The sequence below is a fragment of the Halopelagius inordinatus genome (genome assembly GCF_900113245.1).
Taxonomy (GTDB): domain Archaea; phylum Halobacteriota; class Halobacteria; order Halobacteriales; family Haloferacaceae; genus Halopelagius; species Halopelagius inordinatus.
The window spans coordinates 184,764-205,120 of the sequence record NZ_FOOQ01000002.1 but is presented as its reverse complement, the minus strand read 5'-3'; the positions used below and the strand labels follow the sequence as shown (position 1 = coordinate 205,120).

Genomic DNA, 20,357 nt, shown 5'->3' with positions numbered 1-20,357 from the left:
TGTCGCTCTCGAACTCAGCCGAGAGCGACCCACTCGCCAGTTTCGTCCGACCGCTCTATCGCGTCGAGAATCTCCTGTACCTCGTAGGCGTCCTCGAACGACGGGTGGAACTCGCCGCCGTCGGCCACCGCAGAGAGGAACTCGTAGTTCTCGTGGACGAAGGTGTGTTCCCACCCGAGGACGTGACCCGGCGGCCACCAGTGGTCGAGATAGGGGTCGGACTCGTCTGTCACCAGAATCGTCTCGTACCCTCGGTGGTCCGAACCTTTGTACTCCAGTTCGTTCAGCCGTTCCAAGGAAAACTTCAGGCTCCCCTCGGACCCCTGTATCTCTATCGTGTGGTCGTTTTTGTGTCCGTTCGCGAACCTCGACGCCTCGAACGAGCCCATCGCGCCGTTTTCGAACTCGGCCTGCGCGGTGTAGGCGTCGTCTACGGTCACCGGCTTCGTCTCGCCCGTGTCGGGGACGGGGCGTTCCTCCACGAACGTCTGGAGATGCCCGGAGATGCGGTCGATGTCGCCCGCGACGCTACCGACGAGGAAGGAAACGAGGTCGATGGTGTGTGCGCCCAAGTCGCCGAGTGCGCCGCTTCCGGCCAGTTCCTCGTCCATCCGCCACGCCCACGGCGCGTCGGGGTCAACGAGCCAGTCTTGGAGGTAGCGCCCGCGGACGTGGTGAATCTCGCCGAGTTTGCCGTCCTCGATGAGACCTTTCGCGTACCGAATCGCGGGGACGAACCGGTAGTTGAACGCGCATCCGGCGGGCACGTCGGCGTCCGCCGCGGCGTCGCGCATCGGTTCGGCCTCTTCGAGCGTCGGCGCGAGCGGTTTCTCACAGAACACCGGGACGCCCGCGTCGAGGGCGGCGATGGAGGGTTCGGCGTGGAGGTGGTTCGGCCCGAGGTTGTAGAACACGTCCACCTCGTCTACGGCGTCCGCCCAGTCGGTGGCGGTGTTCTCGAAGCCGAACCGATCTGCGGCGTCGGCGAGTGCCTCCTCGTCGCGCCCGACGAGAGTGTGTCGGTTGACGTCGGGCGCGTCCGGGAAGAACATCGGCAGTCGCGCAATCGCGTTCGAGTGCGCCTGCCCCATGAAGCGATACCCCAACATTCCGATGTCGAGTGTCATCTGTCTATCCTCCTCACTCCGCCCAGTAGGCGTCGCCCGGTTGCGTCTCGAAGACGGCGCGGTCCAACACGTCGACTGCCTTCTCTAACCCCTCCGTCGAAGAGGTCAAAGAGTCCTCGTGTTCGATGGAGAGAGCGCCCTCGTAGCCGACCATCCGGAGGGTCGAGACGACGTCCTTCCAGTGGCCTTCGTCGTGGCCGTATCCGATCGAACGGAACAGCCACGAGCGCTCGGGTTCGTCCGTGTAGTCCGTGGTGTCGAGGACGCCCTTGACGCGCGACTTCGGCTCGTACACCTTCGTGTCCTTGGCGTGGAAGTGGTGAATGGCGTCGCGTTCGCCGAGGAAGCGAATCGCGTCCGTCACCTCGATGCCCTGCCAGTAGAGATGCGAGGGGTCGAAGTTCGCGCCGATTCTGTCGTTCGTCGCCTCGCGGAGTTCGAGCATCCCCGTCGGTTCGTAGACGAGCATGTTCGGGTGCATCTCGATCGCGATATCGACGCCCTGCTCGTCGGCGAACTCGGCGAGTTCGGACCAGTAGTCGACGGCAACCTCCCACTGGTAGTCGTGCGCATCCGCGTGTTCGGTCGGCCACGGGGCGGTAATCCAGTTCGGCACCTCGTCGTTCGGGCCGCCCGCCGGAAGCCCCGAAAAGCAGGTGACCGTGTTCACGTCCAGTTGCGCGGCGAGTCGAATCGCCTCGCGCAGTTCGGTGTCCGCCTCCTCTGCGGTGTCGTCGTCGGGGTGGAGGGGGTTGTTGTGCGTCGCGAGAGCGCTGACCTGCATGTCGTGTTCGTCGAGTGTCTCGCGGAGTTCCTCCTGTGCGCCGTCGTCGTCCAGCATCTCCTGCCGGTCGACGTGCGCTTCGCCGGGGTGTCCTCCGACGCCGAGTTCGACGCCCTCGACGCCGATATCGTCGAGATACGACAGAGCGTCGGGGAGCGATTCGCCTCCGAGCGGAACGGTGAGTACGCCGATGTACATACCCGACGTACAGAGAGCGTTTGAATAAAAGTTTATGAGATACGTAGTAAAGACAGGATGTCGGCGACGCGGGCCGCAACGGCCGGGTGAGTGGGTCCGTCGGTGTCAACGAAAGCGGGTGTCGGGCGTGCGCGAACGGCCTCCGCTCACCGTCTCAACAGGTCGGAGAACTTCTCGCGGAGCCCCGACTTCTCCCCGAGTCGGAGATAGTACGCGTTGCCGCCGTCCTCGTAGTAACTCGTGATTTCTCGCTCCACCTCGAACCCGATGTGCTTGTAGAACGATAGCGCCTCCTCGTTGGTCGTTCGGGCGTGACAGGAGACGGAGCCGTGGTCGTTCGCGACTTCGGCGACGAGTCGCTTTCCGAGTCCCTCGCCGCGCGCCTCGGGCGCGACGGCGAGAAAGAGTATGTAGCCGTCGCGCCGCGCGGACGCGAAGGCGATGAGGTCCTCCTCCAAGAAGAGAAGATGCGTCTTCGAGCGACGGTACGCGTCCGCGAAGAACCGCCGTCGCTGCTTCAGGACGCCCTCCTCGCCGCGGATTCGCTCTTTCAGCTCCCACGCCTGGTCGGCGTACTCTTCGGAACCCGGCCCGTCTACCCGCTTTTGAACGTTGACACTCACGCACACGGATAGTGGGGTGACGAATATAACTCCACCGTCGTCGTGGCGATATCGCGGCCGCGGGCGCCCCGTATCGCTCGCTCTGACGGCCCCGACGGCGTCGGACCGGAAGACAGACGGCGGGGCGAGAGAGAGCCGTCTGTATGAGCTTCGAACTCCGAGACCACACGGCCGACGTGGCCGTCGAGGCGACGGCGTCGGACCTCTCGGGGGTGTTCGCCGCCGTCGCGGACGGACTCGCCGCGGCCGGATGCGACTCCATCCCGGAGACGGGCGGCGAACGATTCGACGTCGCGGTGCGGGCGGAGGGCGTCGAAGCCCTGTTGTTCGACTACCTCGACCAACTCATCTACGAACGGGACGTTCGAGGCGTCCTCCCCGCGGACAACGCCGCGGCGGTTCGCGGGCCCGACGACGGGGCGGAACGCTGCGACGACGAGGCGTGGAGGCTCGAAGGGTCCGCGCGCGGAATTCCGCTCTCGGCGGTGGACGCCCGGGAGATAAAGGCGGTGACCTACTCCGAGATGGCCGTCGCGGAGACGGACGACGGGTGGCGCGCGTACGTCGTCCTCGACGTGTGACCGGGCTGACTCACCGCCTGCGTGACTCCTGTTCGTGGTACGTCTCGATGTGGTGTACCGCCTGCGGGGAGATGAGACGACCGCTCGGGAGTTCGACCCACCCGTTCGCGAGGACGCGAACGTCTCCTCTGTGGAGCACCGTCTCTCCGGCGTCGGCGTACACGACGGCATCTCGGCGCTCTTCGACGAGGAGAGCCGTCAGTTCGTTCCAGAGGGATTCGGGCGAGATGACCATGCGCCATCGTCCTCGTGACAGATACTAAACGTTACTGCGCCTCGTAAACGGGCGCGAGCGTCTCCTCTCGTACCGTCTGCGGCTTCCGAACGAGCCGAGAGTCTTACCAGCGGTCGGCCGTAAGACTCTCGTATGAGATACGGACAGTCGGTCCGACGGGGGGGAGCGTCGCTCCTCGCATCGGTCGTTCTCCTCGCGTTCGCCGGGCGCGCGAGCGCACACGTGAAGTACGTCACGCCCGGAAGCGACCCTATCGCCGTCGCCGAGTTCCTCGCGAACGCCCTCTCGGACCCGTTGAATCTGGCCGTCCTCCTCGGCGGGGCGGCGTCCGTTGTCGCCCTCCTCGTCGGCTATCTGGCCGTCCGCCCGGCGCGACGGGACGTGACGGTGTTCCGCGAGACGATGGAGAGCTACCGGGACCTGTTGCCGTGGCTGCTCCGCCTGAGCATGGGCCTTCCGCTGGTCGGCGCGGGCTTTGCGGGCTACTTCTTCTCGCCCGTCGTCCAACCCGCCGCGCCGACGTTCGTGCGACTGTTCGGCGTCACCGTCGGCTTTCTCCTCCTGTTCGGGTTCGGGACGCGCATCGTCGCCACCGTCGGCCTCGTCTCGTACCTCGTCGGACTGGCTTTCGAACCGGCGCTGTTTCTCGCAGTCGAGTACGTGCCGGGCTTTCTGGCCATCGCACTCACGGGCGGCGGGCGTCCGAGCGCAGACCACGCCGTCTCGCGGATGGCGGCGGACGACGGGACGGTGTACTCGCGAATCGACCCGTTCTACCGCGCCGTCGCGGTGCCGTTCGTAAAGCGCGTCCAACCGTTCGCGTCGCTCGTTCCCCTCGTCCTTCGCGTCGGCGTCGGTATCTCGTTCGTCTACCTCGGCGTCGCACAGAAGATAATGAACCCCGGCGAGGCGCTTTCGGTCGTCGCCAAGTACAACCTCACCGCCGTCGTCCCCGTCTCGGCCGAACTGTGGGTCGTCGGCGCGGGACTAACCGAAGCGCTCGTGGGCGTCCTCCTCGTCGCCGGCGCGTTCACCCGCGCCGCGTCGCTGACGGCCTTCGCCCTCTTCACGACGACGCTCTTCGGACTGCCCGACGACCCCGTCTTGGCGCACGTCACGCTGTTCGGCCTCGTCTCGGCGCTTCTCGTGACGGGTGCGGGACCGTTCTCGGTGGACGAGTGGCTCCGGTACTGGGCCGCGCGGCGCGACAGTGACGCCGCCGCGACGACGACGCGACGCCCGCGGACCGACACCTGAGAGCGAGTTTCGGAGCGGTCCTCGTGACGGAATCCTTTCGTGGCGGCCGACCGACTGTCCACGTATGACAGACGACGCCGACGTGCGAGAGTTCGACGGTATCCGACTCGAACGCGTGCGCGACTACGTGTGGGAGATTCCCCGAGAGGGTGATATGCGCGTTCCAGCGCGCGTCCTCGCGAGCGAAGAACTCCTCGAACAGATAGGGGGCGACAAGACGCTCCAGCAGTTGCGCAACGCGACGCACCTGCCCGGTATCGCAAAGCACGCTCTCTGCATGCCCGACGGACACCAAGGCTACGGCTTCCCCGTCGGCGGCGTCGGCGCGACGGACGTAGAGACCGGCTGTATCTCGCCCGGAAGCGTCGGCTACGACATCAACTGCCTCTCGGGTGACAGCGAGGTTCTCCTCTCTTTCGGAAGACGACGTAAAATACGCAACCTCTGGCGCGACTTCGACGAGCAAGACGCGGTTGTCGCGACCGACGAGGGAGAGCGCGACTCTCGAATCCGCCTCTACACCGAGACGGACGATCGGACGGTTCACGAGGTAGAGACGACGGTGGGAGAGACTATCGAAGCGACGGCAGACCATCCGTTCTCGACGCCGAACGGGATGGTCGAACTCGGTGACCTCGGTCCCGGTGATGCGGTCTTCAGACACCCGTTCGTCGGAATCGAAGACGAAGAACCGCCGGAGTTCACCGTCCTTGACGAAGACGACTTTGCCGACGAAAACCCGCAACTCGTGCGAGGACTCCGAGAGCGCGGTCTCCTCCCGCTGAAATCGACCGACGACGCGTTTAACCGACTCCTGAAGCTCGTCGGTCATCATACGGGAGACGGGTCGTTCAGTCGGGAGCAGTCGTGGTTTTACGGCGACCCCGGGGACTTGAAATCGATTCGAGAGGACATCGAGGCGGTCGGGTACACACCGTCTCGCATCTACGAACGAGAGCGGAAACACGAAATCGACGGAAACGAGTTCGAACGGACCGAGTACAGCGTTCGTGCGACCGCGAACGGGTTCCGACTCCTGCTAACTAAGCTCGGCGCACCGGCGGGAAAGAAGGTCGAGTCCGCCTTCGGTGTCCCGGACTATCTCGACCGCGTTGCGGACTGGCAGAAGGCGCTCTACCTGTCGGCGTTCTTCGGCGCGGAGATGAGTGCTCCCGCGGCGATGACGGCGAAGAATCTGTACTGTCCGTCCGTCTCGCACAACCGACTCGCCAACGAGTACGACGCCGGCGAACGGTTTATGAGCGACCTCATGCGCCACCTGAACGAGCTCGGTGTACGGACGAACGGACTCGAAGAGGTGGAGCGAACGACGACGGCGAGCGGAGAGACCGTTCGGTTCCGCTTCGGCGTGAAGAACGACTCGGAGAACCTCATCCGCTTCTTCACTCGCATCGGGTACCGTTACAACCGCGAAAAACAGAAGCGTGCGGTACTCGCGGCCGAGTATCTCTCGCGAAAGGAGCGCATCATCGACGAGAGAGCACGAATCGCAGAGGAGGTGCGGGCGCTCGCTGATGGCGGCGTCGCGCCAAAAGATATCAAGACGCGATTCGACGAAGTGAACGACCGATTCGTCGAACGAAGCTTGTACGGCGGTCGGACGGGTCGCCCGCGTCCACCGAGAACGTTCCCCGACTTCGACGAGTTCGCGGAGACGACGTCGGTCAGAGAGGACATGACGGTCGAGTCCGAGATAGTCTCGATAACGGAGCGCGGGACGAAGACGGTGTACGACATCGGCGTCGAACACGAGGCCCACAACTTCGTCGCGAACGGGTTCGTCGTATCGAACTGCGGCGTCAGAATGATGAAAACGAACCTCACCTACGACGACGTGAAGGGACGCGAGGAGGAACTCGTCGAGTCCCTCTTTGCGAACGTCCCCTCCGGCCTCGGCGGCGGCGGCGTCGTCCAAGGCGACACGGACGCCGTCGAGGGCGTCCTCGAACGCGGGATGGACTGGGCACTCGAAGAGGGGTGGGCCGTGAGAGACGACTTGGCCCACTGCGAGGACGAGGGCGTCCGCCACGACGCCGACGCCGACGCGGTGTCGAAGAAAGCCAAAGACCGCGGGAAAAACCAGTTGGGCAGTCTCGGGTCGGGAAACCACTTTCTCGAAGTCCAGCGAGTCACCGACGTGTTCCGCGAGGAGGTGGCGGACTCGTTCGGCCTGTTCGACGACCAGATAGTCGTCCTCATCCACTGCGGGTCGCGCGGACTCGGCCATCAGGTGTGTTCGGACTACTTGCGGCGAATCGAGAAGGAACACGGCGACTTGCTCGCGGACCTGCCGGACAAGGAACTGGCCGCCGCGCCCGCCGGGTCCGAACTGGCCGAGGAGTACTACGGCGCGATGTGCGCCGCCATCAACTTCGCGTGGGTGAACCGCCAACTCGTCATGCACCGCACGCGGCAGGTGTTCGAACGCGTCTTCGGGCGCGACTGGGAGGAGATGGAGATGGAGTTGCTCTACGACGTGGCCCACAACATCGCGAAGAAGGAAGTCCACGACGTGGACGGAGAAGAGAGGGAACTGTACGTCCACCGGAAGGGCGCGACGCGGGCGTTCCCGGCGGGCCGACCGGAACTTCCCTCCGCGTACCGCGACGTGGGCCAACCCGTCATCATCCCCGGGAGCATGGGTGCGGGGTCGTACGTCCTCCGCGGCGGGGAGAACTCCTTGGACCTGACGTTCGGTTCCACCGCCCACGGCGCGGGCCGGACGATGAGTCGAACGCAGGCGAAACAGGAGTACTGGGGCGAGACGGTCCAGAACGAACTGCGCGACCAAGAGAAGATATACGTCAAGGCGCAGTCGGGCGCGACGGTGGCCGAGGAGGCACCCGGCGTCTACAAGGACGTAGACGAGGTGGTCCGCGTCTCGGACGAACTCGGCATCGGCGACAAGGTGGCTCGGACGTTCCCGGTCTGCAACATCAAAGGCTGAGTCGCGCGGGTCAGGACCGAGTCGCCGACTCGGGCGCGGGTCGTTCGCTCACGCGGCGCTTGTAGAAGTAGTACGCAAGCGCCGCGAGGCCGACGAACGTCGCCGCGACTCCCTCCTGCGGGACGCCGCCGGCGAGGAGCGTGGTCGTCACGTCCGCGAGGCCGAGAGCGAGGGCGACGAGTCCGCCGCCGAGTATCCACGCGCGCGGGTCGGCCGCCTCGGGGTCGTACATCCCCGCGTCGATGAGGGCCATCTCCTTTCTGTGTTCGAGGTAGGTTATCCCGCCCGCCAACGCCACCATCGCGAGTACGAGGACGAAAAACGGGACGAGGAACATCGCGTCGTCGAGTCCGAAACCGATCTGTAAGGGGATCATACCCTACTACACGCGCGCTCAGGAGATATCCTTACTGTGACAGTTCGTATCCGGCGGCGCGGCAGCGATTCACAGACCGATGTCGACGTACTCGCTTTCGGGCACCGACTCCACTTCTCTGCCGTCCTCGTAGCGGACGAACGAGAGGTAGAACTCCCGGCCGCACGGCGAGTCGCCGTGCGGATTCTCCACGTCGTCCGCCTCGCTTCTCTCGCCCGTCCACGTCAGGCCGGGGGCGTCGCTCTCGCCGCAGACGAACTGGACGCCGTCCGCGTCGCCTTCGAACTCCGCTTCGGGCGCGGCGTACTCCCACCCGACGAGGGGGTACGGCGTGACGGACTTGTCGGCGAGATAGCCCTCGCGTTCGATTTCGACGAGTGCGCCGCAGTGCGGGCAGTAGTAACTGACCGGGAAGCTCATCGGAGATAGGTACGGCGCAGACCGACTTAACGCCCGCGTCTGTCCCGCCCCGCGGTCGCCGAACGTTTATCAGCGATGCGGGGGCCAGACGCCGCGTGCGCTGAGTTCGACCCGGCGGCGAGAGCGGTTGTTCGGCACACCGCCGCCGGCGCGACGACGTGCCGACTGCAAGCCAACTCAGCCGAGTGACGACGGCCGACCGCCCACGTACAGGAACTCGACGCCCGCGCGGTCTGCGGCCTGTTCGTCGGTGAGAGAGTCGCCGACGAAGACGGTCGAGTCGGGGTCGGCACCGATTCTGTCTATCGTCTCCAACAGCGGTTTCGGGTCGGGTTTTCTGGTGGCGACGGAGTCGCGCCCGACGACGGCGTCGACGTGTTCAGTGAGGCCGTGGACGTCGAGTGCGGTGCGGCAGGCGTCCTCGCAGTTGAGCGAGCAGACGCCCTCTGCCGCGCCGTTCGCGCCGAGTGCGTCCGCGTGGGGGAGTCGCCCGGACTCCCGCGCACCCACGGACTCGTACTCTGCGATGACCGCTTCTACCTCGTCGCGGACCGTCGCCTCGTCCGCGAGGTCCAACATCGCCCAGAGGTCCATCCCGCCGGCGTCTACGCCGTGTGCGTCGAGCGTCTCCGTCACGTCGGCCGCCACGTCGTCCCAATCGACCGTCAGGTGGACGAGCGTCCCGTCCAGGTCCCACACGACGGCGTCGAACGCCGCGAGGTCCGTCTTCGTCGGATTCACGTTCGGAGTTGCATCCGCACCGGAAAGACGGCTTCGGTCCGCGAGAAACGGCGCTTACTCTCGGTCTCCGACGTCCCGGCGACGCGTCAATCGAGGACGCCCCGCGCGATTATCTCCTTTTGTATCTCGGAGGTGCCCTCGTAGATGGTCGTTATCTTCGCGTCGCGGTAGAACCGTTCGACGTCGAAATCCGTCGTGTAGCCGTATCCGCCGTGAATCTGGACCGCCTCGTTGGTCACGTCAACGGCCGTCTCGCTGGCGGTGTACTTCGCCATCGCGGCGGCCACGCGCGTGTCTTCGCCCTCGTCGTCGAGTCTGGCCGCCTCGCGGACCGTAAGACGCGCGGCGTGGACGTCAGTCGCCATGTCGGCTATCTTGTGTCGAATCGTCTGTATCTCGCCGATGGGGTTCCCGAACTGCTCTCTCTCCGTCGCGTACGCTTTCGCCTCGTCGAGGGCGGCCTGCGCGAGTCCGACCGCCTGCGCGGCGATGCCGATTCGCCCGCCGGTGAGGATGTGGAACGCCGCGGAGAGACCCGCACCTTCGTCGGTGAGTCGGTTCTCCGCGGGGATACGCACGTCGTCGAAGGAAAGTCCCGTCGTGTCGGACGCGCGGAGACCGAGTTTGTGTTCTTTCTTTCCCACCTCGAACCCGGCGTCCTTCGGGACGAGAAACTGCGTGACCGAGTTCGGGTCGTCGGGGTCCGTCTTCGCGAAGACGATGCACACCTCGCCGCGCGCGCCGTTCGTTATCCACTGTTTCTCGCCGTTCAGGACGTACTCGTCGCCCTCTCGCCGCGCGACGGTGGACATCTCCGCCGGGTTCGACCCGGCGTGCGGTTCCGAGAGCGCGAACATCCCCACCGGCCGACCGGACGCCATCTCGGGAAGCCAGCGTTCCCTCTGCGATTCGGAGCCGAACTCGGCGATGCAGGACGTGGCCAGACAGTGAACGGAGAGGGCCGTGGCGACGGCGAGTTGACCGTGTGCCACCTCCTCGTTGACGAGGGCGTACGTCGTTCGGTCGGCGTCGACGCCGCCGTACCTCTCCGGAACCGTCAACCCCGTCAGATCGAGTTCGGCGAGTCCGTCCCACACCTCTTCGGGGAACCGTTCGTCGTCGTCCGCCGCCGCGGCGGTGGGACGAATCTCCTGCTCTGCGAACTCACGCACCACGTCGCGTACCGCGCGTTGTTCGTCCGTGAGCGCCGAACCGGCGTCTGCGAGTGTCATGCCTCCGAATCGTATCTCCCATGGAAAAAGATGATCGAATCGCGGGCGGAGGGTTACTCCTCCTCGCGGACGTGGGAGACGACGTCCTGGGGGTCGGCGTCGAGTCCGCCGCCCTGCGCGAACGCGGCCCCGCCGCCCCCGCCGCCGCCGAAGGCGTCGGTGACGTTCGAGACGACTGTTCCGGCGTCCACGTCGGCGTTTTCGGCCGCCGCGACGACGACGAAGGGGCTGTCGCCGTCGCCCACCGCGACGACCACGTCTTCCCCGTCCGCGACGGCGTCTTTCGCCGCCTCGCCGACGTCGTTCGGACCGAACCCGCCGATGGTTCCGACGCGCCACGTCGCGCCGTCGCGTTCGACGGCCTCCAACTCGGAGATTCGCCCGGCGAGGAGGTCCGATTCGAGTTCTCGCAGGTCGCTCTCTAACGACTCCGTCTCGGCGCGAAGCGACGCCGCGGCGTCGCCCACCTCTTCGACGGCCGTCCCGAGTTCGCGCGCCGCGTCGAGGGCGGCACCGTGGACGTTCGCGCGTCGTTCGATGCCCGAGGGTCCGACGGCGAACTCGACGCGGGTGAGTCCCTCGCCGGGGTTCGACCGCCCGACGACGGTTACGGGTCCGATTTCGAGCGTGTTCGCGACGTGCGTCCCGCCGCAGGCGGCCACGTCCCACTCGTCTATCGTCACGAGGCGAACGGTATCCGCGTCGGCCATCACCCCCTCTTCTGTCTTCGTGTTGAACGCCACGTCGTCTCGGGCCGCCGCCTCGTCGGCCGGCACCTCCTCCCACGTCACCTCTCGGGCGTCCCAGACGGCCCGGTTCGCCAGTCGTTCGAGTTCGACCAACACCTCGTCGTCGATGTCTGTCGTCGTGGCGAAGTCCACGCGAACCTTCTCTTCGCCGATGTCGAACCCGCCGTACCCCAACTCGTCGAGGAGTCGGCGGCCTGCGCCGTAGAGGACGTGACTGGCGGTGTGCGCTCGCATGCAGTAAGTCCGGAAGTCGTCGTCTACGACGCCCGCCACCTCGTCGCCGACGCCGAACTCGGGCGCGTCCGCGAGGACGTGGCGGACGTCGTTTCCGCTCTTTTGGACGTCCGCGACGGGGACGCCGCCGAGGGTTCCTCTGTCGGCCGGTTGGCCGCCGCTCTCGGCGTAGAAGTACGTCTCTTCGAGTGTGACGGTTCGCCCGTCGACGCCCGTGACTTCGGACTCGAACTGACGAACGTCGGGTTCAGCCGGGGCACGCGTTAGCATGGGTTTCGGTGAAGCGGTCGTCGGAGAAAAAAGTGACCGGTCGCGGTCCGCCCCGACTCACTCGTCGACGAGGACCACGTCGAGTCGGTCTTCGAGGGCGCGGATGACCGACCCGCCGACGTTCGCACGTGCCGCACGGCCCTCCTCGATGGCTGCGATGTCGGACTCCGGGACGTCCAGTTCTTCTGCGAGTTCCGCCGCGGTCAGGTCGGCGTCCTCGCGCGCCGACTCGACGACGCCGCCGTACCCCGAGACGAGGTACGGGAGTCTGTCTTTCTCGTAGTTCGTCCCCTTCTTCTCCCAGTGCGAGGAGTCGCCCTTCGATTGGTCGTACATCTTCGCCGTCCGTTGGGCCGCCCGCTTGCGACGGTTCGGTTCGCCGTCGTCGCGTTGCGAGGACGTGTCGCGCTTCTTTTGGTCTTTGTGTCGGTTGTCGTCGTGCGGCGCGCAGTCGGGGCAGACGAGCAACTGGGCGCCCTCGACGTTGGCGTGCCGGAGTTTGGCGGTGGTGCGACCGCAGAGTTCGCAACTGTCGCCGTCTCCTCCGCCGCCACCCCCTCCGGTGGAGTACTTTGCCATGACACGTCATATCGTCTCTACGCTTTTAAAACCGCGGCTGAGTCGGCGTCGGACGACCGGTATCGGGCGATACGCGGACGCGCGTCTCCGGTCGTCTGCGTCCGTAGAACGAAAGCCGACGCTACGGGATGTAGCGTCGGAAGGATTGTGCGTGGGTGATGTCCCGGAAGGGAATCACCTGCATCGGTGTGGCGGGTGTGCCGCCGTGCGATGCGTGGGACCGGATTTGAACCGGCGGACTCCTACGAGACAGCGCCCTCAACGCTGCGCCGTTGGCCTGGCTTGGCTACCCACGCTCGCTGTGTCGTGTGCAACTCCACGTTGTCCGGGGTAATTTAAATGAGTTTCCTTTCCAGCGCGGAGTGTCGGGCGTTCGCAGTCGACATCTCCGGGCGGACGCCGGCATTCGAGGGGAACCGTTTTGTCCGCGCGGGCGCCCGATTACGTATGGAACGCGGCGTTCGAAATCACGTCCCGGGTCTGACTGCTATCCTGACGGCGGTATCACTCGCGCTCGTCTTCGGGGCGGTGCTCGGTGCGATTCCGGAGACGGTTCTCCCGGGGGCGTCCGACGGCGTCTTAGACGCCATCCCCCACGTCAACGCCGCCGTCAGCACCGTCGCTATCGGCACGATTCTCCTCGGCGTGCGCTCGATTCGCCGCGGAAACGTCCGCAGACACCGGACGCTCATGCTCACTTCCGCCGGCCTGTTCGCTATCTTCCTCGTGTTGTACCTCTATCGAATCATCCTACAGGGCGCAGCGGAGTTCCCCGGCCCCGAGAGCGTCTACCAGTTCGTCTACCTGCCGACGCTGGCCGTCCACATCCTCTTGGCTATCGTCTGTATCCCGCTTCTGTACTACGTGCTCTTGTTGGCGGTTACCCGTCCCGTGAGCGAAATCTACGACACGCGACACCGGTCGCTCGGTCGAATCGCGGCGGCGCTTTGGCTCGTCTCCTTTTTCCTCGGGAACGTCGTCTACACGCTACTATACGTGGTTTACTGACAGAAACGCGGCCGACGAATGCCAATCGTTATTCCTCCGGAGCCGTCACCTCGACCCGAATGGACGACTCGACTTTGCAGAACCGGCGGCGGTTTCTCGAAGGCGTGACCGTCGGCGGCGGCGTGCTTTTGGCCGGATGTACCGACCAGTTCGGAGGAGACACGCAGGACAACGTACAGGAGGGCACCGAGACCGGCGGCGGCGCAAACGGCGGTGCAAACAGCGCCGCCGCAATCGCCGCCGTCGACCAGCAGGCGATGCGGGAGGAACAAGCCGCCATCCGAGAGGAGGTCCAAAGCGGCGAGATGAACCAGACGGAGGCGCGAGAAGAGATGTCGAGCGTTCAACAGAAGTACGTCGGCGAGGCGATGGACTCGCTGACTGCGACCGTAGAGGAGACGGACGGCGTCTCCGCCGGACAGACGTACGACGAGTTCGGCGTCGTCACCGTCGAGGGCGGCGCGGGGGCGATTCTCGGGATTCTCGACTCCGACGACGTGAACGCTCTCGTCTCGATAGCGGACGTCGAAGAGCAGATACAGGGTCAGGGGACGACCACGACCGAATCCGGCGCGTAACGCCGCGGACGACGCGCGCGAAAAAGAGATTCAGCGGAGCGTCGAAGTCGGACTACAGGAGGTTCTGAATCGCGTTCTTGATGTTCGAACCCTTCTGCATCGTCGTCAGCGTCTTCAGGGTGTCCTTCTCTTCGTCCAAGTTCTCCTTGAGGGGCCCTTTCACGTCGCCGTCGAAGTCGATTTCGTTCGCGAGCGTGATGAGGCTCTGATAGCCCGTTATCTCCATTCGCTCGGTTTTGATGCCCGCCGCGAGGTGGTACGGCGTCTTCAGGTCGTCCGACGCGACTTCGCGTTTGAACTCCTCGTGGTCCTGTTTCATCCCGTCGAGAGCGCCGCTTCCGCTCGCGTCCGGCGTCTCGTGAATCTCTCGGAAGACGGCTTCGAGACGCTCGACTTGCTGTCGCGTCTCCTCGCGGTGGGACTCGAACCCTTTCGCGAGTTTCTCGTCCGGCGTGTCGGACGCGAGTTCGTCCAACATATCGACGAGTTGGTTCTCGATGTAGTACATCTCTTTGAGGTTGTGAACGAACAGGTCACGGGGTGTTTCGAGAGCCATTGATGTCACCGTCGGTACCTGCTCGCGCGACGCGGATAAACGGCTCCGGCCGCGATACTGACTGTCGGACTCTCTCTGGTAATCGGGCGAACCCGTCGGCGAAACGACCCGTCTCGTCGGCGTCTCTCCGGCACGAGAAACGTGAACAGATCAACGACGAGCCGAACATGTCAGGTCGGCGTCCCACAACGTGAGAGCTAGCGCCGCGGCGATGCGCCCCGCGGACGTACCGTCGGTCATGGCTCAAAGTGGAGCACGCGAGGCGGAGGAGGTACCGCGGGAGACGACGACCGTAGAGGTGCGCGCCACCGGTCACATCCGCGACGCACTCGGGACGCCCCGGATGGAGTTCGCGTTCGAAGGCGACACGCTCCGGGAGTTCGTCGGCGCGTTCCTCGAAGAACACGACGTTCGAGAACTCCTCATCGCGGAGACGACGGCGGACGCCACCGCGTCCGGATGGGTGCCCGCCGACGCCGACGACGTCCGGGGGTCGCTCCGCAAGAACCCGGACGGCGAACAGACGAGAGCGTACGCTCGCATCCTCGTCAACGGGCGATTCAACGAGAACCGACGCGGGTTCGACACGGAACTGAAAGACGGTGACCGCGTCGCTCTCGTCAACCCGTTTATCTTCTGTTGTTGAGGCGACGAGAGGGATTCGGGCGGCGAGAGGCGCGTCGGGGCGGGTTCGTCGCGGGGCCTCAGTCGTCTGCGGGCGTCGCTTCGGTTCCGATAGTCGGACGAGAGACGTCCCGGTCGGTCTCCTCGTCGTCTATGTCGTAAGGGTACTCGCCGGTGACGCATCCGAGACAGAGGTCCGCGCGCGAACGTTCGAGCACGTCGGCGACGGCGTCGATAGAGAGGTACGCGAGACTGTCCGCGCCGATGTCCTCGCGAATCTCCTCGGTGGACTTGTCCGAGGCGATGAGTTCCTCGCGGGTGGCCATGTCGATGCCCATGTAACAGGGCGCGACGATGGGCGGCGCGCCGATGCGGACGTGTACTTCCTCCGCGCCGGCGTCGCGGACGAGTTGGACGAGTTGCCGGGAGGTGGTGCCGCGGACGATGCTGTCGTCGATGATGGTGACGGAGCGACCTTCGATGGTGCTCTTTATCGGGTTGAGTTTGAGTCGGACCGCGCGTTCGCGTTCGTCCTGCGTCGGCATGATGAACGTCCGACCGACGTATCGGTTCTTCATCAGGCCCTCCGCGAACTCGACGCCCGCGTCACCAGACCGCGTCTGGTTGGCTGACGAGCGTTGCTCGTCAACGTCGCCGTCGGGGCGTTCGTCGCCGTCCGCCGTCGTCTCGTTGGCCGCCTCGGCGTACCCCGACGCGAAGGCGCGTCCGGAGTCGGGAACCGGCATCACCACGTCCGTCTCGATACCCGACTCCTCCCAGAGTTTCCGGCCGAGGTTGCGGCGCGCCTCGTAGACGAGGGTGTCGTCGATGACGGAGTCCGGTCGGGCGAAGTAGACGTGCTCGAAAAAGCAGTGAGCGGTGTTCTCCTCTTCGACGAGTTGGTAGGAGTCGAATCCGGAGCCGTCGGGTTCGAGGACGACGAGTTCGCCCGGTCGAACGTCGCGGACGAGTTCGCCGTCGAGGGTGTCGATGGCGGCGGACTCCGAGGCGAGGACGTAGCCGTCTTCGACTTCTCCGATGCAGAGCGGTCGGTTCCCCTGCGGGTCGCGCACCCCGAGAACCGTCTCGTCGTGCATGATCGTCAGCGAGTACGACCCGTGGATACGTTGCATCGTGCGCTTGACCGCGCGGACGAGGTCCTCGTTCAGGAGGTTGCGCGCTAAGTCGTGTGCGATGACCTCCGTGTCGCCCGTCGAGGTGAACGCGTGGCCGAGTCCCTCCAGTTCGTCGCGGAGTTCGTCGGCGTTGACGAGGTTGCCGTTGTGCGCGAGTCCGAGCGACCCCGACTTGAAGGAGACCGAGAAAGGCTGGGCACAACAGGAGTTGACGCCGCCCGAGGTGGGGTATCGGACGTGACCGATGCCGCCCGTTCCGGCGAGCGAATCGAGGTCCGACTCGTCGAAGGCGTCGCCGACGAGTCCCATCTCGACGTGGCTGTGCTGTTGGAAGCCGTCGTGAGTGACGATACCCGCCGACTCCTGGCCGCGGTGTTGGAGTGCGTACAGGGAGTAGTACAACGGCCGCGACGCGGCGCGGTCGGAGAGAGAGACGCCGACGACGCCGCACTTCTCGGTCGGTCCCGAGAGGTCGGCCGGTGTCTGTCGGTCCGCGTGACCACCGCGTCCGGATGTGGGATTCGGGGAGTCCCGCCCGTCAGGCATAGTCGAAGGTAGGGTGCCCAGAGGGTAAAAAACCCGTCCTTGTGCACTCTCTGCCGTATCCGCAACCCGAAGATATCCACAACCATGCATAGGTACTCCGTGGCACAACGGAGGAGGCGTGCGGTCTGCGGAGCGCGAACTGTCCGGGGGTGAGAGACAACGGGAAAGAAGACGTCGGACGACGCAGTCGCTGAGAGAGGAGAGTCGAGAGTGAGAACGGAGTGAGAGTCCGGGCCGGTTAGTTGTCGCCGGCTTTCGACTGCCACTCGTAGCCGCGCTGTTTCGCGGACTTACCGAAGCCGCAAGACGAACAGACCTTCTTTCTGCTGTGGTAGGACTTCTCGCCGCAGCGACGGCACTTCACGTGCGTCGTCTTGTTCTTCTTGCCTTGGCTTGGGGTTCCTGCGCCCGTCATGCTTTGATTGTGACGACGTTATCGCCGCGTATAATCGTTGTGTCTTCGACCGGGGTGAGCTCTATCTCGCCGAGAACGTCGTCTTCCTCGTCCGCCTCGGGCGGTTCGAGAACGACGTTCATGTGTTGGTCGTACCCGGCGAGTGTGCCGTAGTATGCGCTCCCGTCCTTGAGATTGACCGTGACAGGCTCCGTCAGAGAAGCCTCGAGCACGTCTAGGGGTCGTCCGCTCATGACACAGACGCATCCCGTTTCGGTATTAAATGTGCCGAACCCGACGATACCGGACGTTCGTTCGCGCATACCGGTTCAGTCGCCGCCTGGAGCCGGTATTCGGAGCGTGACGACGCTTCCGCCCCCTCTCGGTCGGTCACGGAGACGTGTTCGCCCGCGTGTGTCGTCGGACGACTCGGGCCGGGTGACGACGAACATGACCGGAAACTGGTCGAACAGGTCGTCGACGCGCACGAGACAACCCACGTAGTTTTTAATACCCCGGCGTGTAGCCTCACGTACCGAGATTCCCGCGGGTAAGTGCGGCGGATGCGACCGCCGCACGCGGGACCGACGACCGACGCGCTGTAAGACGCCGGGGCCGTTCGGTCCCACGGGAGCGTCCGGCCGATTTGCGGCTGGACGACGCCCACCGACGGGACGTTTACGTGAGCAACCGCGCCACGACTGTGGCTTTCAATGCTCGGACCAACAATGGAAATCGAAATTGCGACAATCGGCGGATACGAAGAAGTCGGTCGACAGATGACGGCCGTTCGCGCGGGCGACGACGTCGTCGTCTTCGACATGGGCCTGAACCTGTCTCAGGTTCTCATCCACGACAACGTGGAGACCGAAAAGATGCACAGTCTCGACCTCATCGACATGGGTGCGATTCCGGACGACCGCATCATGTCGGACTTAGAGGGCGACGTGAAGGCCATCGTTCCGACACACGGCCACCTCGACCACATCGGTGCCATCTCCAAACTGGCCCACCGCTACGATGCGCCCATCGTGGCCACGCCCTTTACCATCGAACTGGTGAAACAGCAGGTCGAAGGCGAGAACAAGTTCAACGTCGGCAACGACCTGGTGAAGATGAGCGCGGGCGAGACGATGTCCATCGGGGACTCGGAGCAGGTCGAACTGGAGTTCGTCAACGTGACTCACTCCATCATCGACGCCATCAACCCCGTCCTCCACACGCCGGAGGGAGCCGTCGTCTACGGCCTCGACAAGCGGATGGACCACACGCCGGTCCTCGGGGACCCCATCGACATGAAGCGCTTCCGCGAAATCGGTCGCGAGGGCGAGGGCGTCCTCTGTTACATCGAGGACTGCACGAACGCCGGACGGAAGGGTCGAACGCCCTCCGAGTCCGTCGCGCGCCGTCACCTCAAAGACGTGATGACGAGCATCGAGGACTACGACGGCGGCATCGTGGCGACGACGTTCTCCTCTCATATCGCCCGCGTGAAGTCCCTCGTCGAGTTCGCGAAGGACATCGGCCGCCAGCCCGTCCTCTTGGGTCGGTCGATGGAGAAGTACTCCGGAACCGCAGAACGCCTCGGCTTCGTCGACATTCCGGACGACGTCGGCATGTACGGCCACCGTAAGTCCGTCGACCGGGCGTTCAAGCGAATCATGAAGGAGGGCAAAGAGAACTACCTGCCCATCGTCACGGGCCACCAGGGCGAACCGCGCGCGATGCTCACTCGGATGGGCCGCGGCGAGACGCCGTACGAAATCGAGAACGGCGACAAGGTCATCTTCTCGGCGCGCGTCATCCCGGAGCCGACGAACGAGGGCCAGCGCTACCAGTCCGAACGCCTCCTGAAGATGCAGGGCGCTCGCATCTACGACGAAATCCACGTCTCGGGCCACCTGCGCGAGGAGGGACACTTCGAGATGCTCGACGCGCTTCAGCCCCAGCACATCATCCCGGCTCACCAGAACCTCAAAGGCTTCGCGCCGTACGTGGACCTCTGTGAGTCGCAGGGCTACGCGTTGGGTCGTGACCTTCACGTCACGCGCAACGGGAACATGATCCAGCTGGTGGAGTAAGATGAACTCGGAAGCGACGGAGGAACGGGTGCTCGAAGCGGTCAAACAGCGGCGCGAACTCGTCAACGACGCATTGGACGAGGATATCCCGCTGGAAGAGCCACAGCGGCTCTACGAGGCGACGCGCTACCTGCTTCAGGCGGGCGGCAAGCGCCTCCGACCGACCGTGACGCTCCTCACGGCGGAGGCGCTCGCGGACGTCGAACCCCTCTCTGCGGACTACCGTGCGTTTCCGTCACTCGACTCCCGCGAGATAGACGTGATGACCGCCGCCGCGAGCATCGAGGTCATCCAGTCGTTCACGCTCATCCACGACGACATCATGGACGACGACGACCTCCGTCGCGGCGTCCCCGCAGTTCACAAAGAGTACGACACGGAGACGGCCATCCTCGCGGGTGACACGCTCTACGCGAAGGCGTTCGAGCTGATGACGCACACGGGCGCAGACCCCGAGAACGGACTCGAGGCCGTCCGCATGCTCGCGACCACCTGTACGCAGATCTGTGAGGGGCAGGCCATCGACGTCGAGTTCGAACGACGGACCGAGGTGTTGCCCGACGAGTATCTCGAGATGATAGAGCTGAAGACGGCCGTCCTCTACGGCGCCGCGGCGGCGACGGCGGGCGTCTTGATGGGCGCCAGCGACGACGTGGTCGAAGCGCTCTACCGGTACGGCATCGATTCGGGCTGTGCGTTCCAGATTCAAGACGACGTGTTGGATCTGACGGTGCCGTCGGAGAAACTCGGCAAACAGCGCGGCTCGGACCTCGTCGAGAACAAAGAGACCATGATCACGCTCCACGCCCGGCAACAGGGCGTCGACGTCGACGGCCTCCTCGACGCGTCGGACATCGACGACGTGACGGAAGCGGCGGTCGAAGAGGCGGTCTCCGAACTCGACGACGCCGGCTCTATCGACTTCGCCCGCGAGAAGGCCCAAGAACTCACCGACAGAGCGAAAGACCACCTCGAAGTCCTCCCCGACAACGAGGCTCGGTCGCTCCTGCGCGACATCGCCGACTACCTCATCACGCGCGGCTACTGACGTCGGCGCTGC

The 20,357-nt window shown here is 65.0% G+C and carries 22 protein-coding genes, 1 tRNA gene and 1 pseudogene; 9 read left to right on the top strand and 15 right to left on the bottom strand.

Going from position 1 to position 20,357, the window contains the following annotated elements:
- Positions 1 to 14: 14 nt before the first annotated feature.
- From BM167_RS08760 to BM167_RS08750, 3 genes are all read right to left on the bottom strand, one after another.
- The gene (locus BM167_RS08760) at positions 15 to 1,127 is read right to left on the bottom strand and encodes a Gfo/Idh/MocA family protein (RefSeq protein ID WP_092891579.1); all 1,113 of its coding nucleotides are present in this window, start codon (positions 1,125 to 1,127) and stop codon (positions 15 to 17) included.
- Between the two features lie 13 nt (positions 1,128 to 1,140).
- Entirely contained in the window at positions 1,141 to 2,109 is a 969-nt protein-coding gene (locus BM167_RS08755; RefSeq protein ID WP_092891577.1) for a sugar phosphate isomerase/epimerase family protein, read from the bottom strand.
- A 146-nt stretch (positions 2,110 to 2,255) separates the two neighbouring features.
- A complete protein-coding gene (locus BM167_RS08750; protein WP_092891575.1) occupies positions 2,256 to 2,732 on the bottom strand; it encodes a GNAT family N-acetyltransferase in 477 nt (158 codons plus the stop codon).
- Between the two features lie 143 nt (positions 2,733 to 2,875).
- Here BM167_RS08750 and BM167_RS08745 point away from each other — a divergent pair, with 143 nt between their 5' ends.
- On the top strand, positions 2,876 to 3,313 hold the full coding sequence (locus tag BM167_RS08745; protein WP_092891573.1) for an archease: 438 nt from the start codon (positions 2,876 to 2,878) through the stop codon (positions 3,311 to 3,313).
- Between the two features lie 10 nt (positions 3,314 to 3,323).
- On the opposite strand, the gene BM167_RS08740 is transcribed toward BM167_RS08745, so the two are convergent.
- Positions 3,324 to 3,548 carry a hypothetical protein gene (locus tag BM167_RS08740; RefSeq protein WP_092891571.1) on the bottom strand — a complete coding sequence of 75 codons (225 nt, stop codon included), beginning with the start codon at positions 3,546 to 3,548 and terminating at the stop codon, positions 3,324 to 3,326.
- Positions 3,549 to 3,680: 132 nt separating this feature from the next.
- On the opposite strand from BM167_RS08740, the gene BM167_RS08735 reads away from it, so the two are divergent.
- The 3 genes and pseudogenes from BM167_RS08735 (at position 3,681) to BM167_RS08730 (ending at position 7,773) form a co-directional block, all read left to right on the top strand.
- Entirely contained in the window at positions 3,681 to 4,805 is a 1,125-nt protein-coding gene (locus BM167_RS08735; protein ID WP_092891569.1) for a DoxX family protein, read from the top strand.
- A gap of 64 nt (positions 4,806 to 4,869) precedes the next feature.
- A pseudogene (locus tag BM167_RS18920) lies at positions 4,870 to 5,190 on the top strand (RtcB family protein); the annotation flags it as partial.
- Positions 5,182 to 7,773, top strand: a complete 2,592-nt coding sequence (locus BM167_RS08730) for an RtcB family protein (protein ID WP_342708170.1) — start codon at positions 5,182 to 5,184, stop codon at positions 7,771 to 7,773. The pseudogene BM167_RS18920 and the gene BM167_RS08730, both read left to right, overlap by 9 nt.
- Before the next feature lie 10 nt (positions 7,774 to 7,783).
- On the opposite strand, the gene BM167_RS08725 is transcribed toward BM167_RS08730, so the two are convergent.
- From BM167_RS08725 to BM167_RS08695, 7 genes are all read right to left on the bottom strand, one after another.
- Positions 7,784 to 8,149, bottom strand: coding sequence for a hypothetical protein (locus tag BM167_RS08725; protein WP_092891565.1), 366 nt, complete (start codon positions 8,147 to 8,149; stop codon positions 7,784 to 7,786).
- Positions 8,150 to 8,218: 69 nt separating this feature from the next.
- A complete protein-coding gene (locus BM167_RS08720) occupies positions 8,219 to 8,569 on the bottom strand; it encodes a DUF7969 family protein (RefSeq protein ID WP_092891563.1) in 351 nt (116 codons plus the stop codon).
- A gap of 177 nt (positions 8,570 to 8,746) precedes the next feature.
- A complete protein-coding gene (locus tag BM167_RS08715; RefSeq protein WP_092891561.1) occupies positions 8,747 to 9,310 on the bottom strand; it encodes an HAD family hydrolase in 564 nt (187 codons plus the stop codon).
- A gap of 86 nt (positions 9,311 to 9,396) precedes the next feature.
- Positions 9,397 to 10,542: an acyl-CoA dehydrogenase family protein gene (locus BM167_RS08710; protein WP_092891559.1), complete on the bottom strand. Its 1,146-nt coding sequence runs from the start codon at positions 10,540 to 10,542 to the stop codon at positions 9,397 to 9,399.
- Positions 10,543 to 10,595: 53 nt separating this feature from the next.
- Positions 10,596 to 11,795, bottom strand: a complete 1,200-nt coding sequence (locus tag BM167_RS08705) for an alanyl-tRNA editing protein (RefSeq protein WP_092891557.1) — start codon at positions 11,793 to 11,795, stop codon at positions 10,596 to 10,598.
- A gap of 57 nt (positions 11,796 to 11,852) precedes the next feature.
- Positions 11,853 to 12,374 (bottom strand): helix-turn-helix domain-containing protein, encoded by a 522-nt coding sequence (locus BM167_RS08700; RefSeq protein WP_092891555.1) that lies wholly within the window; start codon positions 12,372 to 12,374, stop codon positions 11,853 to 11,855.
- A 211-nt stretch (positions 12,375 to 12,585) separates the two neighbouring features.
- Positions 12,586 to 12,670: transfer RNA gene (locus BM167_RS08695), tRNA-Leu, on the bottom strand.
- 151 nt (positions 12,671 to 12,821) lie between these two features.
- On the opposite strand from BM167_RS08695, the gene BM167_RS08690 reads away from it, so the two are divergent.
- Complete coding sequence (locus BM167_RS08690) at positions 12,822 to 13,382, top strand: DUF420 domain-containing protein (RefSeq protein ID WP_092891553.1); 561 nt, start codon at positions 12,822 to 12,824, stop codon at positions 13,380 to 13,382.
- Positions 13,383 to 13,441: 59 nt separating this feature from the next.
- Entirely contained in the window at positions 13,442 to 13,960 is a 519-nt protein-coding gene (locus BM167_RS08685) for a hypothetical protein (RefSeq protein WP_092891551.1), read from the top strand.
- Positions 13,961 to 14,012: 52 nt separating this feature from the next.
- Here the strand turns inward: BM167_RS08685 and BM167_RS08680 are convergent, their stop codons facing one another.
- Positions 14,013 to 14,516: a YciE/YciF ferroxidase family protein gene (locus tag BM167_RS08680; RefSeq protein ID WP_092891549.1), complete on the bottom strand. Its 504-nt coding sequence runs from the start codon at positions 14,514 to 14,516 to the stop codon at positions 14,013 to 14,015.
- Positions 14,517 to 14,754: 238 nt separating this feature from the next.
- Here BM167_RS08680 and BM167_RS08675 point away from each other — a divergent pair, with 238 nt between their 5' ends.
- Positions 14,755 to 15,162, top strand: a complete 408-nt coding sequence (locus BM167_RS08675) for a MoaD/ThiS family protein (protein ID WP_092893031.1) — start codon at positions 14,755 to 14,757, stop codon at positions 15,160 to 15,162.
- A gap of 58 nt (positions 15,163 to 15,220) precedes the next feature.
- Here the strand turns inward: BM167_RS08675 and BM167_RS08670 are convergent, their stop codons facing one another.
- The 3 genes from BM167_RS08670 to BM167_RS08660 form a co-directional block, all read right to left on the bottom strand.
- Entirely contained in the window at positions 15,221 to 16,822 is a 1,602-nt protein-coding gene (locus BM167_RS08670; RefSeq protein ID WP_092891547.1) for an amidophosphoribosyltransferase, read from the bottom strand.
- A gap of 238 nt (positions 16,823 to 17,060) precedes the next feature.
- Complete coding sequence (locus tag BM167_RS08665; RefSeq protein WP_092891545.1) at positions 17,061 to 17,237, bottom strand: 50S ribosomal protein L37e; 177 nt, start codon at positions 17,235 to 17,237, stop codon at positions 17,061 to 17,063.
- Positions 17,234 to 17,470 carry an LSM domain-containing protein gene (locus BM167_RS08660; protein WP_092891543.1) on the bottom strand — a complete coding sequence of 79 codons (237 nt, stop codon included), beginning with the start codon at positions 17,468 to 17,470 and terminating at the stop codon, positions 17,234 to 17,236. The genes BM167_RS08665 and BM167_RS08660 overlap by 4 nt, the downstream gene beginning before the upstream one ends.
- 474 nt (positions 17,471 to 17,944) lie before the next feature.
- On the opposite strand from BM167_RS08660, the gene BM167_RS08655 reads away from it, so the two are divergent.
- Positions 17,945 to 19,297 carry a ribonuclease J gene (locus BM167_RS08655; protein WP_092891541.1) on the top strand — a complete coding sequence of 451 codons (1,353 nt, stop codon included), beginning with the start codon at positions 17,945 to 17,947 and terminating at the stop codon, positions 19,295 to 19,297.
- A gap of 1 nt (position 19,298) precedes the next feature.
- Positions 19,299 to 20,345: a geranylfarnesyl diphosphate synthase gene (gene idsA3 / locus BM167_RS08650; protein WP_092891539.1), complete on the top strand. Its 1,047-nt coding sequence runs from the start codon at positions 19,299 to 19,301 to the stop codon at positions 20,343 to 20,345.
- The last annotated feature ends 12 nt before the right edge of the window (positions 20,346 to 20,357 follow it).

Bases quoted from the DNA above. Each gene is read 5' to 3' on its own strand.
- BM167_RS08760 (WP_092891579.1), bottom strand. From the start codon at position 1,127: ATGACACTCGACATCGGAATGTTGGGGTATCGCTTCATGGGGCAGGCG.
- BM167_RS08755 (WP_092891577.1), bottom strand. From the start codon at position 2,109: ATGTACATCGGCGTACTCACCGTTCCGCTCGGAGGCGAATCGCTCCCC.
- BM167_RS08745 (WP_092891573.1), top strand. From the start codon at position 2,876: ATGAGCTTCGAACTCCGAGACCACACGGCCGACGTGGCCGTCGAGGCG.
- BM167_RS08740 (WP_092891571.1), bottom strand. From the start codon at position 3,548: ATGGTCATCTCGCCCGAATCCCTCTGGAACGAACTGACGGCTCTCCTC.
- BM167_RS08735 (WP_092891569.1), top strand. From the start codon at position 3,681: ATGAGATACGGACAGTCGGTCCGACGGGGGGGAGCGTCGCTCCTCGCA.
- BM167_RS08725 (WP_092891565.1), bottom strand. From the start codon at position 8,149: ATGATCCCCTTACAGATCGGTTTCGGACTCGACGACGCGATGTTCCTC.
- BM167_RS08720 (WP_092891563.1), bottom strand. From the start codon at position 8,569: ATGAGCTTCCCGGTCAGTTACTACTGCCCGCACTGCGGCGCACTCGTC.
- BM167_RS08710 (WP_092891559.1), bottom strand. From the start codon at position 10,542: ATGACACTCGCAGACGCCGGTTCGGCGCTCACGGACGAACAACGCGCG.
- BM167_RS08705 (WP_092891557.1), bottom strand. From the start codon at position 11,795: ATGCTAACGCGTGCCCCGGCTGAACCCGACGTTCGTCAGTTCGAGTCC.
- BM167_RS08700 (WP_092891555.1), bottom strand. From the start codon at position 12,374: ATGGCAAAGTACTCCACCGGAGGGGGTGGCGGCGGAGGAGACGGCGAC.
- BM167_RS08690 (WP_092891553.1), top strand. From the start codon at position 12,822: ATGGAACGCGGCGTTCGAAATCACGTCCCGGGTCTGACTGCTATCCTG.
- BM167_RS08685 (WP_092891551.1), top strand. From the start codon at position 13,442: ATGGACGACTCGACTTTGCAGAACCGGCGGCGGTTTCTCGAAGGCGTG.
- BM167_RS08680 (WP_092891549.1), bottom strand. From the start codon at position 14,516: ATGGCTCTCGAAACACCCCGTGACCTGTTCGTTCACAACCTCAAAGAG.
- BM167_RS08675 (WP_092893031.1), top strand. From the start codon at position 14,755: ATGGCTCAAAGTGGAGCACGCGAGGCGGAGGAGGTACCGCGGGAGACG.
- BM167_RS08670 (WP_092891547.1), bottom strand. From the start codon at position 16,822: ATGCCTGACGGGCGGGACTCCCCGAATCCCACATCCGGACGCGGTGGT.
- BM167_RS08665 (WP_092891545.1), bottom strand. From the start codon at position 17,237: ATGACGGGCGCAGGAACCCCAAGCCAAGGCAAGAAGAACAAGACGACG.
- BM167_RS08660 (WP_092891543.1), bottom strand. From the start codon at position 17,470: ATGAGCGGACGACCCCTAGACGTGCTCGAGGCTTCTCTGACGGAGCCT.
- BM167_RS08655 (WP_092891541.1), top strand. From the start codon at position 17,945: ATGGAAATCGAAATTGCGACAATCGGCGGATACGAAGAAGTCGGTCGA.
- idsA3 (WP_092891539.1), top strand. From the start codon at position 19,299: ATGAACTCGGAAGCGACGGAGGAACGGGTGCTCGAAGCGGTCAAACAG.